This window comes from Variovorax paradoxus, assembly GCF_902712855.1.
GTDB classification, from domain to species: domain Bacteria; phylum Pseudomonadota; class Gammaproteobacteria; order Burkholderiales; family Burkholderiaceae_C; genus Variovorax; species Variovorax paradoxus_Q.
Genome location: NZ_LR743508.1, coordinates 1,310,983 through 1,325,595 on the forward strand (window position 1 = coordinate 1,310,983; position 14,613 = coordinate 1,325,595).

At 68.0% G+C, this 14,613-nt stretch carries 15 protein-coding genes; 9 read left to right on the forward strand and 6 right to left on the reverse strand.

Translation table 11 applies throughout. The features are described from left to right. Positions 1–10: 10 nt before the first annotated feature. From AACL56_RS32680 to AACL56_RS32705, 6 genes are all read right to left on the reverse strand, one after another. Complete coding sequence (locus tag AACL56_RS32680) at positions 11–1,609, reverse strand: glucan biosynthesis protein (RefSeq protein ID WP_339094622.1); 1,599 nt, start codon at positions 1,607–1,609, stop codon at positions 11–13. 237 nt (positions 1,610–1,846) lie between these two features. Next, complete coding sequence (locus tag AACL56_RS32685; protein WP_339094624.1) at positions 1,847–2,707, reverse strand: class I SAM-dependent methyltransferase; 861 nt, start codon at positions 2,705–2,707, stop codon at positions 1,847–1,849. 66 nt (positions 2,708–2,773) lie between these two features. Then, positions 2,774–3,139 carry a gamma-glutamylcyclotransferase family protein gene (locus AACL56_RS32690; RefSeq protein ID WP_339094625.1) on the reverse strand — a complete coding sequence of 122 codons (366 nt, stop codon included), beginning with the start codon at positions 3,137–3,139 and terminating at the stop codon, positions 2,774–2,776. 48 nt (positions 3,140–3,187) lie between these two features. Continuing rightward, positions 3,188–3,910 carry a M24 family metallopeptidase gene (locus AACL56_RS32695; RefSeq protein WP_339094627.1) on the reverse strand — a complete coding sequence of 241 codons (723 nt, stop codon included), beginning with the start codon at positions 3,908–3,910 and terminating at the stop codon, positions 3,188–3,190. Positions 3,911–3,925: 15 nt separating this feature from the next. Beyond that, the gene (locus tag AACL56_RS32700; RefSeq protein ID WP_339094629.1) at positions 3,926–4,807 is read right to left on the reverse strand and encodes a nitroreductase; all 882 of its coding nucleotides are present in this window, start codon (positions 4,805–4,807) and stop codon (positions 3,926–3,928) included. 120 nt (positions 4,808–4,927) lie between these two features. Next, the gene (locus tag AACL56_RS32705; RefSeq protein WP_339094631.1) at positions 4,928–6,805 is read right to left on the reverse strand and encodes a sigma-54-dependent Fis family transcriptional regulator; all 1,878 of its coding nucleotides are present in this window, start codon (positions 6,803–6,805) and stop codon (positions 4,928–4,930) included. A 224-nt stretch (positions 6,806–7,029) separates the two neighbouring features. Between AACL56_RS32705 and adh the strand changes: the two genes are divergently transcribed. The 9 genes from adh to AACL56_RS32750 all read left to right on the forward strand — a co-directional run bounded on the left by adh (position 7,030) and on the right by AACL56_RS32750 (position 14,612). Beyond that, positions 7,030–8,550 (forward strand): aldehyde dehydrogenase, encoded by a 1,521-nt coding sequence (adh, locus tag AACL56_RS32710; RefSeq protein WP_339094633.1) that lies wholly within the window; start codon positions 7,030–7,032, stop codon positions 8,548–8,550. Further along, complete coding sequence (locus AACL56_RS32715; protein WP_339094634.1) at positions 8,550–8,927, forward strand: DUF779 domain-containing protein; 378 nt, start codon at positions 8,550–8,552, stop codon at positions 8,925–8,927. The genes adh and AACL56_RS32715 overlap by 1 nt, the downstream gene beginning before the upstream one ends. 73 nt (positions 8,928–9,000) lie before the next feature. Further along, positions 9,001–9,210, forward strand: coding sequence for a TOBE domain-containing protein (locus AACL56_RS32720; RefSeq protein ID WP_339094635.1), 210 nt, complete (start codon positions 9,001–9,003; stop codon positions 9,208–9,210). 357 nt (positions 9,211–9,567) lie between these two features. Then, positions 9,568–9,984, forward strand: coding sequence for a YjfI family protein (locus tag AACL56_RS32725; protein WP_339094637.1), 417 nt, complete (start codon positions 9,568–9,570; stop codon positions 9,982–9,984). Between the two features lie 12 nt (positions 9,985–9,996). Further along, the gene (locus AACL56_RS32730; RefSeq protein ID WP_339094639.1) at positions 9,997–10,725 is read left to right on the forward strand and encodes a PspA/IM30 family protein; all 729 of its coding nucleotides are present in this window, start codon (positions 9,997–9,999) and stop codon (positions 10,723–10,725) included. Between the two features lie 2 nt (positions 10,726–10,727). Then, positions 10,728–11,093 (forward strand): hypothetical protein, encoded by a 366-nt coding sequence (locus AACL56_RS32735; RefSeq protein ID WP_339094641.1) that lies wholly within the window; start codon positions 10,728–10,730, stop codon positions 11,091–11,093. Between the two features lie 55 nt (positions 11,094–11,148). Next, positions 11,149–11,802 (forward strand): ubiquinone biosynthesis protein, encoded by a 654-nt coding sequence (locus tag AACL56_RS32740; protein WP_339094643.1) that lies wholly within the window; start codon positions 11,149–11,151, stop codon positions 11,800–11,802. Positions 11,803–11,883: 81 nt separating this feature from the next. Beyond that, the gene (locus AACL56_RS32745; RefSeq protein WP_339094645.1) at positions 11,884–14,052 is read left to right on the forward strand and encodes a hypothetical protein; all 2,169 of its coding nucleotides are present in this window, start codon (positions 11,884–11,886) and stop codon (positions 14,050–14,052) included. A 14-nt stretch (positions 14,053–14,066) separates the two neighbouring features. Then, entirely contained in the window at positions 14,067–14,612 is a 546-nt protein-coding gene (locus tag AACL56_RS32750; RefSeq protein WP_339094647.1) for a zf-TFIIB domain-containing protein, read from the forward strand. The last annotated feature ends 1 nt before the right edge of the window (position 14,613 follow it).

A 14,613-nucleotide genomic window follows, 5' to 3' on the forward strand; every position in this document is an offset into this window, starting at 1 on the left:
GCCGCCGGCTTCAGCCCGGCTGGTACTGGTAGAGCCAGGTCTCGGTGAGCGTCTGGTCTCCGACCTTCAGGTACATGCGCATGTCGACCGGCTCGTTGCCTTCGGGCGTGAAGTCGAACTGCGCACGCCAGTGGCCCGGCACGCCGTTGGGCACGGCCTCCGCGAACACGTACGAGAACTTGCCGCGCGAGGCCGTCAGCACCACCTCGGGCTTCACGCCGAAGGGCACGGTGGTCAGCGGCTGGCCGATGAACTCGACCATGAACTTGCGCACGCCCTGCGGGCGCGGCTGGCCGGGCTGCCCGCCACGGCCGATGCGCGTTGCCACGCAGCGCGCGAGCGGGGAGGGAAACGGCTCCTGGTCGGTCCAGTGCAGCCGGTACTGCAGGCTGTAGCTGGCGCCGGCCTTGGCGTCGGCCTTGGGCACCCAGAAGGCGACGATGTTGTCGTGGATCTCATCGTCGGTCGGGATCTCGATGAGCTGCACCGAGCCTTCGCCCCAGTCGCCGAGCGGCTCGATCCAGAGGCTCGGGCGCTTCTCGTAGTTGACGCCGTCCTGGTAGTGATCGAAGGCGCGGTCGCGCTGCAGCAGGCCGAAGCCGCGCGGGCGGGTGTCGGCGAACGCGGAGGCGCGCGTCTGCGTCGGATTGTTGAGCGGGCGCCAGATGCGCTCGCCGGCGCCGTTCCAGATGGCCAGGCCGTCGGAGTCGTGCACCTCGGGGCGCCAGTCGATGGCGGTGGGCTTGATGGTCTCGGAGTACCAGAACATGGACGTGAGAGGCACCAGCCCCAGGCGCGACACGTCGCGCCGCAGGAACATGCGCGCGTCGATGTCCATGATGACGGCCTTGGTGCGCTGCATGACGAACTTGAACACGCCCGTGACGCTCGGCCCCTCGAGCAGTGCGTAGACGGTCATCGAGGTGGTGTTGCCGGCGGCCGGCGTCTCGAAGTAGAAGCGCGTGAAGGTCGGGAATTCCTCGGGCTTGTCGGGCACCGCCACGTCGAGCGCCACGCCGCGCGCGGACAGGCCGTACTGGTAGAGCTCGCCGATGGCGCGGAAGTACGAGGCGCCGAGGAACGCGACCCAGTCGTTCTTCTGCCAGTCGAGCTTGCTCTGGTCGCCGAGGCGGCTCTCCTGAAGTCGGAAGCCCGCGAAGCCCGCGCCGGGCGGCAGCGCGCGCGCGGGGCTGTCGGGCGGCATCGAGAAGTAGCTGGGGCTGTAAAGCACCTCGCGTGCGAATGCGTCGCCGTCGGTGTTCTCCAGCACGTGCATGCGCACCGGGGTCTGGAAGAAGCGTCCGAGGTGGAAGAAGGTGACAGGGAACGCGCCGGGTCCGTCGCGGAAGAGAGCGTTGGCCGGATCGAACTTGATCTTGCCGTGCGCGTCGTAGTCGATGCGGTCGAGCACTTCGGGCGCCAGCGGCACCGCGGCGACGTAGGGCCTGGCGGCCAGCGACTTGGCCTGCGCGACCAGCGCATCGAAGGAGAACGGCGTGGGCTGGCTCAGCTGCAGGCCGTTGGCGGCGAGCGCCTCTTCGGGCAGTCCGAGGGCGGCAAGTGCGGCGGCGGCACTGCCGGCGGCAAGGAAGGATCGGCGATCAAGCATGTGGTTCTTGAGGGTTGCGAATCTTTGGGAGAGAGTGAAAGTGGAACGGCCCGCGGAATCGGTGGCGACGGCGGGCCCTGGAAACCATCCTAATGCAGCACGCAACCGCAGGGATTTTCCGCGACCGAGAACAGCGGCAAGCATGGGCCATGCCGCACCCGCGCCGCGTCAGCCATTCCGCGCACCCCAAGCCGGACAAAGCCGCCAATCCGGGACACCGCGGGGGAAATTGTGCGTTTATGTATCGAGGCCGCCCGTGGGACCCGGTGCGTCCGTCGCCTTCAACGCATACACCGCATAGAGGGGCACCCCGAGCAACAGCATCACCATCGGTGCGAACAGCGTGTAGGGCATGCCGATGCCTTCCAGCACCCGGTAGGTGGCAACGAGCTGCAGGCGCGGGTGGGCTTGCGCAAGTTCGGCCGCGCGGCGGATGCCCCACCGGAATTCGGCGCCCGTGGCACGCACCGACGGATGCTGCCTGGCACGGCCCACGGCGAGCCAGCACATCGCGTCGAAGGCCAGCACCGAGCCCGCCGGCGCTCGCTCGCCGAAGGTGGCGAGCACCGCCTGCACCTGCGCGGGTTCGAGGTACATGAACACGCCTTCGGTGAACAGGAACACCGGCTGCGCATTGCGTTTGCGAGGCAGGCCGAGCTGCTCCCACCAGTCGGCCGCGGTCAGGTCGAGCGTGCGCACGTCGTGGCGCTCGTGGGCCTCTGGGATCAGCTCGCGGCGCAGGTCGAGCACCTCGGGCAGGTCGGCGTCGGTCATGCGGGACTTGCCGTCGTCCAGCCACTGGAAGTAGTGGCTCAGGCCGCAGCCCATGTTCACCACGCGCGCACCGGGGTGCTGCTTGAGGAACTCCTGCGCCAGGCTGCGGAAGCGGCGCGTGCGCGAAAGAATGCCGTAGATGGTGGCCCTGTCCTCGGGCAGCGCGTGGCCGTCGTCGCGGATGCGCTCCAGGATGCCGGCCGCGTAGGCGTCGCGCACGGCCACCTGCGGAAACATCGCATCGCCCGAAGCCCGTGCGGCCAGCGGAATCCGCAAGGTGGAAGGGACTGCCGAAAGGCGCTGCGTGTGCTTGTGACGGGTCATGGATGCTGGCGGAGGACAGACGCAAAGTCTGTCCGCTCCGGCATCGGCGGACAAGTCAGTCTTTGGTTACGCCGCCCGGGGCGCGTGGCGCGCGTCGACGTAGGCCCAGGCTTGCAGGCCCGACGCCAGCGTGACGCGGTCGCGGCGGTAGTCGTCGACCTCGTAGGCATCGGCGTGCGCCAGCTCGGCCGGCGTGATGGCGAAGACCGCACCTTCCACGCCGTCACCGGGCGTGTCGCTGGGCGAGACGATCGGGTGATGCGTCTTGCCGCTGGTTGCGACGACAGCCGCGTCCTGGATGGCGAGCTGCTCGAGCCGGTAGCCCGGCAGGCGGTCGGCATGGCCGTCGAGCCTGCGCCCGAAGGTGGCGAGTTGCACGGCGGGCAGCTGCAGCGTGCCGTATGAGAAAAGTCGTTCGGTGGCTTCTTCCATGGCGGGGGAGATGACGGTTCGATGAAGATTCGACGAGGGTCCGGCGTGTCAGGCCGCGACCGGTTCGGCCTCGGCCGCCGAATTGTCGTGGGTCGCGTCGTTGGCCATCAGCAGGTCTTCGTAAAAGGCACCGAAGGGCAGCGTGGGATGCGCGATCTGGATCTCGAGGATCCAGATTCCCGTGGCCGGGCACAGGCCGAAGTCGCCGAGCCGGCCGGCCTGGTAGATCGCGTGCGGGAAGTCGCAGACGCGGTGGCCCTTGATGTCGAGGTTGAGCCGCCAGCCCATGGTCTCGGCGCGTTCGGCGGCGTAGGCATAGAGCGCCTGGCCGCTGAGCCGGTCGGCGCGCCAGCGATCGGCCACGCCCTGCCACAGCGTGCGGGCCGCCTCGGCGCAGGCATGCATCTGCGGGTCGTCGCCCATCACGAAGGTGTCGCCCGCGTCGCCCTCGTGGCCTTCCCACACCGGGCCGATGTCGATGAAGAAGATGTCCTGCTCGCCCAGCACGCGGCCGGGATCGGAGGCCTCGCGGAAGGTCCGGAGCGTGTCCTCGCCGAAGCGGATGATGATCGGATGCCAGTTGCGCTCCATCTCGAGCTTCTGCAGCGTGGCCATCGCGAGGTCGTGCGCCTGCGCATGCGTCATGCCGGGGTGCATGCCCGAGGCGATGCGGCGCACCGCGAGCTGCGAGAGGCTGCGCGCGGTGCGCATCGAATCGAGCGAGAACTTCGCGCCGGTGGCCTCGGTGCGGCCGGTGTCGGGTCTTGTCATTGGCGATGTCCAGTGTCAGAGGCTGCGCGCGGCGGGGGCCTGCTGCGCGTCGGTGGCTTGCGCGGCGGGAGGCGGCATCCAGGCGGACCACACCTGTCCCGGCAGCGCGTGATTGCGCGGCGGCGGCGCCTCGACCACGCTGCCCAGGCTCACGAAGCCTGCGAGGAACTCCTCGGGCTTGACGCCGAGCTCGGCGCCCAGCACCGGGTCGAAGCAGCGTTCGCCGCTGAGCATGATGGCGCCGAAGCCGAGCTGGTGTGCCGCATTGAGCAGGTTGCCCAGCGCCGCACCCGCGCCCAGCCACTGCTCGCGCGCTGGTACCTTGCTGCGTGGCCGCGGCACGACGATGAAGGCCAGCAACACGGGCGGTCGCGTGGCGTGCTCGCGCGCGCGCCGCAGGTCGGCCGGCGAGGCCAGCGGATCGCGGCGGCGCTTCTCTGCCTCGAAGCGGTCGGCCAGCGCGGCACGCTGCGCGTCGCGGAATTCCACCACGCGCCATGGATGCAGCCCGCCGTGGTCGGGCGCGCGCAAGGCAGCCTGCAGGATCAGGTCGATGTGCTCAGGCCCGGGACCGGGTGCACGCAGGCGCTTGGGCGAGACGGAGCGGCGCTCCAGCAGCGGGGCGATCGCGCTTTCCTGCTGAGAGGCGCGCAGCTCGCGGCGCAGGTCTTCGCTGTCCTGCAGGAAGTTGCGCGCCCAGGCCAGCACTTGTTCGCCGTACGGCGTGAAGCCCTCGAAGCGGGGGCCGGGCTGGAGCAGCGGGCGGCCGTATTCCTGTTCAAGGGCGCTGATCGACTCGCTCAGCTCGAGCTGCGATACCTGGCTGGCCTGCGCGGCCCGGCCCAGGTGCCGCGCCTGCCCGAGCGCGACGAGGCAACGGAGTTGACTGGTGACCATGGCGTGATTGCTTGCTCTGTGTTTCAACGATGCTTCGCTGTATTCTATGAAGCATAGCGACGAGCCGCCGCACGGAAGCCCGCCATGCCTCGCCCGGTGCCGGGGAATCGCAGCTGGTGTTCAGTGGGTTGGCCGGTTGCCGCGCTGCCGCGCAAGATGGCGGTAGATGGTGCTGCGGTGAACCCCCAGCCGGCGCGCGGCCTTTGCCACGTCGTGGTCGCAGGCCTTGAGCGCGTCGTCGATCGCGTGGCGCGTGATGGCCACGAGCGGCTCGGCCGGTGCAGGTGCGGCGGCATCGCCTTCGTTGTGATGCGTCTGCGCGGCCGAGCCGACCAGGTGCGCGGGAAGCAGGGCGGCCGTCACCGCATCGCCGGCGTCGGCCAGCGCGACGACCGCGCGCAGCGTGCTGCGCAGCTCCCGCACGTTGCCGGGCCAGCGGTAGGCGGCCAGTGCCTCGAGGGCGTCGTTCTCCAGGTGCAGGCGCTTGGCCGCGCCGCCGGATTCCATGAACATGCGCGCGATCAGCGCATGCCGGTCGGCGCGCTGGCTCAACGACGGCAGCGCCACGGTGAAGCCGGCCACGCGGTACATCAGGTCGGCGCGGAACCGCCCGGCCTCGACCAGCGCGGGCAGATGGCCGTGCGTGGCGCAGACCAGGTCGAAGTCGACTGCCACGCCCTGGCCGCCACCGAGCGGCGTGACCACGCGCTCCTCGAGCACGCGCAGCAGCCGCGTCTGCAGGGCCAGCGGAATCTCCGCGATCTCGTCGAGAAACAGCACGCCGCCTTGCGCTTCGCGGATGCGGCCCGCCATGCCCTTGCGCCGCGCGCCGGTGAAGGCGCCTTCCTCGTAGCCGAACAGTTCCGACTCGATCAGCGTCTCGGGCAGCGATGCGCAGTCGACCGCCACGAACGGGCCCGCGGCGCGACGGCTCGCGGCATGCAGGCGGCGGGAGAACACCTCCTTGCCGCTGCCGGTCTCGCCGTTCACCAGCACCGGCACGCCTTCGTTGAGCACGCGCACGGCCTTGTCGAGCAGGGGTTGCACCGCGTCTGCCGGCGCCTCGGCCCCGTTCGCGGCGCGCCGGGCCGCCGGCCGCGACGCACCGGGTGCGAGCGAGCGCTCCATCACCGTGGCGATCTGCCGCCCGCCCGGCAGCGTGAGCAGGCTGCGGCGATGCTCCATGCGCGCCCAGTTCGTTCCCAGGAAGTGTTCCGCGTCGAGATCGAGCAGGCCGTCCCAGGTGCGGCCGAAGAGGTCGAGCGCCACCCGGTTGGCCGCGACGATGCGGCCGCCCTCGATCACCATCAGGCCTTCGCGTGCGGTGCCGATGAGCGCCGGGCGCGCATGGAAGCGCAGCACGTGCCCGCTGGCCTCGGCCAGCAGCATGCGGTGCTCGACCTGCTGCGCCGCCATGCGCACCAGTCCCAGAGCGTGCTGGTTCACGCGCACCGTCTCGCCCGAGATGTCGAGTGCGCCCGCCAGTTCCCCGCGCCCGGTGAAGATGGGCGCGGCCGCGCAGCCCAGCGTGCCGTTCTGCGCCAGGTAGTGTTCGCCGCCGAGCACCATGAGCGCCTCGCGTTCGGCCAGGGCGGTGCCGATGGCATTGGTGCCCCGGTGGCTCTCCGACCATTCCACGCCCGGCTGCAGCGCGATGCGTTCGGCCTTGGGCAGGAAGTCGGGGCTGCCGATCTCCTCGAGGATCAGCCCGGAGGCGTCCGACAGGATCACCACGCAGCCGTTGCCGATCGCATGCTCGGCCAGGCCGTCGAGTTCGGGCTGTGCGCAGTTCAGCAGCCGCACCGCCTGCTCGCGGCGCTCGCGCAGCAGCGCCAGTGCCATCGGCTCGGGGTCGATCGCCTGATGGTCGACCGGGCGGCTGCGCTGCCACGAGCGGGAGATGTGCGGCGCGATCCAGGGCGCGGGGTCGCGCCCCTGCCCGAAGAAAAGCTCGCGGGCCTGCTCCACTCTGACCGATGGCAACTGCGCTTCGCTCATGCGTGTCTCCGATAGGGTTTCGCCTTGTGCGACATCCTAGTCGCTATGTTCGCGCGGACATGTCGCAGATTGCGAATGAAAACCCGCTGCGACATCCGGTTGCGAGGCGCACGCAGGCGGAAGCACTCAGGGAATGTCCCGATCCGTGCGGGTACGCGGCTTGCGGTGCCTCGTGCGGCCGCCGCACGTCGCGACGCCACCAACCCTGCACTGGAGACAAAGACATGGACATGCTCGAACCGGGCAAATTTGGTACCGCGGTGCCGTTCAGGAAGCGCTATGGCAACTACATCGGCGGCGAATGGGTCGCACCGGTGGACAACCAGTACTTCGAGAACGTCACGCCCGTCACCGGCAAGGTCTTCTGCGAGGTTCCGCGTTCCACCGCGGCCGACATCGATCGCGCGCTCGACGCCGCCCACAAGGCCAGGGCCGCCTGGGGGCGCACCTCGACCACGGAGCGCGCGAACATCCTGAACCGCATTGCCGACCGAATCCAGGAAAACCTGCCCATGCTGGCGGCGGCCGAGACCTGGGACAACGGCAAGCCGATCCGCGAGACCATGGCGGCCGACCTGCCGCTGGCCGTCGACCACTTCCGCTACTTCGCCTCCTGCATCCGCTCGCAGGAGGGCGGCATCAGCGAGATCGACCACGAGACCTTCGCGTACCACTTCCACGAGCCCATCGGCGTGGTCGGCCAGATCATCCCGTGGAACTTCCCGATCCTGATGGCGGTGTGGAAGCTGGCGCCCGCGCTCGCCGCCGGCAACTGCGTGGTGCTGAAGCCGGCCGAGCAGACGCCGGTGTCGATCCTGGTGCTAGTGGAAGTCATCGGCGACCTGCTGCCGCCGGGCGTGCTCAACGTGGTCAACGGCTTCGGCGTGGAGGCCGGCAAGCCGCTGGCATCGAGCAACCGCATCGGCAAGATCGCCTTCACCGGCGAGACCACCACCGGCCGGCTGATCTCGCAGTACGCGAGCCAGAACCTGATTCCGGTCACGCTGGAGCTGGGCGGCAAGTCGCCCAACATCTTCTTCGCCGACGTGATGGAGCGCGACGACAGCTTCTTCGACAAGGCGCTCGAGGGCTTCGCGATGTTCGCGCTGAACCAGGGCGAGGTGTGCACCTGCCCGTCGCGCGCGCTGATCCAGGAATCGATCTACGACCGCTTCATGGAGCGCGCGTTGAAGCGCGTGGCCGCCATCAAGCAGGGCAGCCCGCTCGACATGGACACGATGATCGGCGCGCAGGCCTCCAGCGAGCAGCTCGAGAAGATCCTGTCGTACCTCGACATCGGCAGGCAGGAGGGCGCGAAGGTGCTGATCGGCGGCGAGCGCCAGAAGCTCGACGGCGACCTGGCCGACGGCTACTACGTGAAGCCGACGGTGTTCCAGGGCCACAACAAGATGCGCATCTTCCAGGAAGAGATCTTCGGCCCGGTGGTGTCGGTCACCACCTTCAAGGACGAAGAGGAAGCACTGTCCATCGCCAACGACACGCTCTACGGACTGGGCGCCGGCGTGTGGAGCCGCGACATGAACCGCGCGTTCCGCATGGGCCGCGGCATCCAGGCGGGTCGCGTGTGGACCAACTGCTACCACCACTATCCGGCGCATGCGGCCTTCGGAGGCTACAAGAACTCGGGCATCGGCCGAGAGAACCACAAGATGATGCTCGACCACTACCAGCAGACCAAGAACCTGCTGGTGAGCTACAGCGAGAACAAGCTGGGCTTCTTCTGATGAGCGATGCCGTCCTGCGCGTCACCGCGACCGATGCCGCTCTCGCGCTGATCGACAGGCTCGCTGCACGCCACGGCCCGCTGATGTTCCATCAGTCGGGCGGCTGCTGCGACGGCAGCGCGCCCATGTGCTACGGCCAGGGAGAGTTCATCGTGGGCGACTACGACCGGCTGCTCGGGCACATCGGCGGCATGCCGTTCTACATCAGCGGACCGCAGTTCGAGTATTGGCAGCACACGCAGCTGATCATCGACGTGGTGCCCGGGCGCGGCGGCATGTTCTCGCTGGAGGGGCCCGAAGGCGTGCGCTTCCTGACGCGCTCGCGGCTGTTCACCGACGAGGAGTGGGCGGTGCTGGAGGCCGGTGACGCCAGGTAGGTAGGCTGCCAGCCACCGGGGTGGCGGGGAGCGTGCGCCGATAGACTGGCGCGCCCAACACAAGGAGCACGCCATGAAGATCAGCGCACGCAACGTCCTGTCCGGCAAGGTCATCGCCATCGTTCGCGGTCCCGTCACGACCGAGGTGACCCTGGAGATCGCACCGGGCGTGCAGATCGTCTCGACCATCACCAGCAGTTCGGCCGAATCGCTGAAGCTGGCCGAAGGCGCGAACGCCTATGCAGTCATCAAGGCGTCGAGCGTGATGGTCGGCACCGACTGATCCGGTCGCGGCGACAGCGGTCGCCGACGAGCCTGCCGGGCAGCGGCATCGCTGCTCTCTTGCAGGCTGTGAGAGCCCTCGAACAACGCGCAAGCGGCGTCGGGGGCTCTCTGTTTTCCGGCGTTCGAACGGCATCGGAGCCGTGCAGCGTCAGCCGGCTCCGTGGCGTGGACAAGCCGATGAGGCCGGCCATCGGGCGACGAATTCCGCAACGGACGCAAGTGCCGAAAGTCACCATCGGATTCCTGTGGAAACGAAAAGCTTCGTTGACATGTTATGTCGGCACACCTATAGTGAATCCAACGAACAACGGTGCGCTTCGCTTCCATCGGTAGGCAGACAACCATAAGGAGAGGTATGCAATCACTGCTCGATCAACTCAAGGGACTCGATGTGCTGGCCGGCGAAGAGATGGGAGGCCTGCCGGTGCAGCTGCAGCCCATTCCGGGCCACACGCCCGTGATCCAGGTGAGCATCGAGGGCCGGGACGAACTGCCGATCTTCGTCACCAGTTCCGACATGCAGATCATCTGCATCTGCTACCTCTGGACCGAGGAAGAAGTGAAGGCCGAGCGCCGCACCGAGCTGCTCGAATCGCTGCTCGACCTGAACCCGTCCGTGCCGCTGTCGTCCTTCGGACGCGTCGACGGCCGCTACGTACTCACCGGCGCGCTGGGCCGCGACGCGAGTGTGCAGGACATTGCACACGAGGTGGCCGTTCTCAGCGACAACGCGCTCGATGCGCTCGACGCCCTGTCCGAGTTCCTGAATTAAGCGGAGATCAACATGACAGTCATCAAGAAGCTGGTCACCTTGCTGCGCGGCAGCGCACGCGAAATCGGCGAGAGCGTTGTCGACAGCAACGCCACGCGCATCTACGAACAGGAAATCATCGACGCCAGGCACAGCATCGAGAAGGCCAAGGGCGACCTCACGGGCGTGATGGCCAAGGAGATGCAGTCGGCTCGCGAGATCGAGCGCCTGAAGAACGAGGCCGCCCGCTACGAGGGCCTGGCGCTCGAGGCGCTCAACAAGACGCAGGAGGGCCTGGCGCTCGACGTGGCCTCCAAGGTCGGCCTGCTCGAACAGGAACTCGAAGAGCAGGCCAAGGCACATGCGTCCTACGCGCTGCAGGTGTCCAAGCTCAAGGAGCTCATCAAGTCGGCAGAGGCGCGCATCCGCGAACACGAGCGCGAGATCAACATCGCCAAGACCACCGAGAGCGTGTACCGCGCGACGCAGTCGATTTCCGAGAACATCGGCAGCGGCGGCTCCCGTCTGGCCAACGCGCGTGAGTCGCTGGAACGCATCCGTGCGCGCCACGAAGACCTGTCCGACCGCATGACCGCGAGCCAGCAGCTCGAGAACGAGTTCGGGCACGGCGCGCTCGAGAAGAAGCTCGCCGCCGCGGGTATCGGCAACGACGCCGACCGCACCGGCAAGGTGATGGAGCGCATCCGCGCGCGCCAGGCCGGCAACGGCACGGCAACCGGCACGGGCAACGGAGCGCAATAGCCATGCGCGCCAAGCCGGTTCGCTGGCAGGGCTCGGACGAGGCGATACGCGCCGTCCAGGTGGCGTTCGACGTGGAGGAGGCGGTGCTCGAGGCGGTGCGCACCGCCGCCTTCGAGCAGCATGTGTCCACGTCGGACCAGATCCGGCAGGTGCTGGGCCTGGCGACCACGTCGAAGCCGAAGAGGCCGCGCCTCACGGTGTCGCTGAGCGGGGCCGACTATGAATTCCTGGCGCAGCGCTACGGCCTCGCGGCCGACGACCGCCTGGCCATCAAGGAGAGGGCCACGCGCGACCTGATCGCCTTCGCAGGAACGACGGCAGTGGAACGAAAGAAGGGCACCGGCACAGGGAAGCCGGGCCGTAGGTAGCAGCAAGCAGCCAAGCCGAAGAACAACGAACAACAACCCGCACGCGGGAGGATCAATGGGCAATTTCATGGGCGCGGTGACGGCATACCCGACCGCGATCTACACGGTGCTGCTCGGCGTCGTGGTGATCTACTGGGTGCTCGCGATGCTCGGCATGGTCGACATCGAACACAGCGGACTGGACGTGGACGTCGGCGTACACACGCACGCCGACGGCGATGCCAGCGACATCGGCCATCTCGCCAGCTATGTGGTGGCCCTGGGACTGAACGGCGTGCCGTTCTCGGTGGCCGTGAGCCTGCTGGTGCTGGTCTCGTGGACGGTCTGCTGTCTCGGCGGCGAGTGGTTGCTGCCGCTGGTGCCGACATTGCCGCTGCAGCTGCTGGCCGGCACGGTGCTGCTGGTGGCCAGCGCGGTCATCGCCATTCCCGTCACCGCCGTGGCGATCCGCCCGCTGCGCGGCCTGTTCGTGAGCCACACGGCCGTGACCAACGCCGCGCTGGTCGGCCAGCTCTGCCGCGTCGTCACCGGCGTGGTCAACGAGAAGGACGGCCGCGCCGAGGTGGCGCGGCGCGGTGCCAGCCTGAACATCCGCGTCTGGGCCGCGACGCCCAACACCCTCAAGCGCGGCTCGCAGGCCCTGATCGTCGAGTACGACGAGGTGGCCGCGCGCTACCTCATCGCCGCGCACGACGATCACCTCGCCTGAACGACGCGTTCGCGCGCGCCCTTGCGGCGCGCCGCATCCTTCACCCTGTTTCTTTCGCTCTCAAAGCAATCTGGAGAAAAAATGGAGCCCATCATCTTCGCCATCGTCATACTGGCCGTCGTCATCCTCGGCCTGTTCGCGATGTTCGCCAAGTTCTATCGCAAGATCGAGCAGGGCCACGCACTCATCGTGAACACGCTGCGCGCGGAGCCCGAGGTGACCTTTACCGGGCGCATGGTCTATCCGATCATCCACAAGGCCGAGCTGATGGACATCTCGGTCAAGACGATCGAGATCGACCGCTCGGGCAACGAGGGCCTGATCTGCCGCGACAACATCCGTGCGGACATCAAGGTGAAGTTCTTCGTGCGCGTGAACAAGACCGCCGACGACGTGCTGAAGGTGGCGCAGGGCATCGGCTGCGCGCGGGCCTCCAATCACGAGACGCTGGAGGAGCTGTTCTCCGCCAAGTTCTCGGAAGCGCTGAAGACGGTGGGCAAGTCGATGGACTTCGTCGACCTCTACCAGGCGCGCGACAACTTCCGTGACCAGATCGTGAGCCAGATCGGCAACGACCTCTCGGGCTATGTGCTGGAAGACGCGGCCATCGATTTTCTCGAGCAGACTCCGCTGTCGGAACTCGACTCGAACAACATCCTCGACGCCCAGGGCATCAAGAAGATCACCGAGCTCACCGCGGTGGAGCATGTGCGCACCAACGAGCTGCGCCGCAACGAGGAAATGCAGATCAAGAAGAAGAACGTCGAGACGCAGGAAGCCCTGCTAGAACTCGAGCGCCAGCAGGCCGACGCCACCGCGCGACAGCAGCGTGAGATCGCCAGCGTGCGCGCCCGCGAGGAGGCCGAGACCGCCAAGATCCAGGCCGAGGAGCGCACCAAGTCCGAGACCGCGCGCCTGGTTGCCGAGCAGTCCGTGTCGGTGCAGCAGGAGAACGTGCAGCGCGAGAAGGAAGTGGCCGAGAACAACCGCAAGCGCGCGGTGGCCGTCGAGGAAGAAAAGGTCATCCGCGCCCGCGACCTCGAGATCGTCGATCGCGAGAAGGAAGTGACGCTGCAGCGCATCGAGAAGGACAAGGCCGTCGAAGTGCAGAAGAAGGCGATTGCCGACGTGATCCGCGAGCGCATCGTGGTCGAGCGCACGGTGGCCGAGCAGGAAGAGGCCATCAAGGAGTTGCGCGTGGTGGCGGAGGCCGAGCGCACCAAGAAGTCGGTCGTGATCATGGCCGAGGGGCAGGCCGAAGAGAAGATGGTCATCGACCTGAAGCAGGCCGAGACACAGGAAAGACGCGCGCGCCACAAGGCCGCCGAAGAACTCACGCTGGCCGATGCCAAGCTGAAGGTGGCGGAGCGCGACGCCGAGTCGAAGAAGCGCGAAGCCGAAGGCGTGGAAGCCATCTCGGCCGCGCCGGGGCTGGCGGCCGCCAAGGTCGAGATCGCCACCGCGCAGGCGAAGCTCGCGAGCTTCGAGGCGGAGGCTTCGGGCAAGGAAAAGCTCGGCCTGGCCGACGTGCATGTGCGCCAGGCCGATGCCGACGCGATCCTGAAGGCGGGGCAGGCCGACGCGCAGGTCATCGAGGCCCGTTCGCAGGCCGAGGCCGCCGGCATGCGTGCCAAGTTCGAGGCCGAAGCCTCGGGCAAGGAAAAGCTCGGGCTCGCCGAAGTCAACGTGCGCACGGCCGACGCCGAGGCCACGCTCAAGTCGGGCCAGGCCGATGCGCAGGTCATCGAGGCGCGCTTCGGTGCCGAGGCCAAGGGCCTGCACGAGAAGTTCGAGGCCATGAAGTCCATGAGTCCCGAGACGCGCGACCACGAGGAGTTCCGCATGCGTCTGGAGAAGTCGCACATCGAGACGCTCAAGGGCATCGACGCGCAGACGTCCATCGCCAAGGAACAGGCTGAGGTGCTGGGCACCGCGCTGGCCAACGCCAAGATCGACATCGTGGGCGGCCAGGGCGACTACTTCGACAGCTTCGTGCGCTCGCTGTCGGTGGGCAAGGGCATCGACGGCGTCATCTCCAAGAGCAACGCGCTGCAGGTGGCCTTCAAGGACCAGCTCTCGGGCGAGCGCGACGTGGTGAAGGACCTGCGCGATATCGTCGGCGCGCTGGGCACCTCGTCGGGCGAGATCCAGAACCTGAGCGTGGCCGCGCTGATGAACAAGATTGCCAGCGACGGCAGCGAAAGCCAGAAGAACGCACTGCAGAACCTGATCTCCACATTCCGCAACTGAACCGGGGGCGCGCGATGAATCCGACTCTGAAATGCAGCTGTCCGGCTCGCGGTGCCCTGCGGCCAGTCGCGCTGGCCGAGGCATTGCTCGCGGCGCAGTGCGGTGACTGCGGGGGCATGCTCATGGGCATGGACGATTGGCGGGCCTGGAAGGCCGGCGACGAAGACCGCGTGCCACATGCGGTCGACGACGAGATCATCGAGGTGTTCGATGCCACCGGCGTGCGCCATTGCCCGGAGTGCGAGCGCCTGATGCAGCGCCTGCGCGTGAGCGCGGGCCCCGACTTCCGCATCGACCGCTGCGTTGCCTGCCAGAACCTCTGGTTCGACAAGGGCGAGTGGCGTGCCATCGTGAGCCGTGGGCTGGCCGGCCGTCTCGACGAGCTGCTCTCCGACGGCTGGCAGCGACGCCTGCAGACCGAGGAAGTGCGCGAGGCGCGCCTCGCCGCGCTGCGCCGGCGCTATGGCGACGAATGCATCGACGAGCTGGACCGCATCCGAGCCTGGCTCGACACCCAGCCCCACCGCGACGAGCTGCTCGCACTGCTGCGCGCGGACTGAC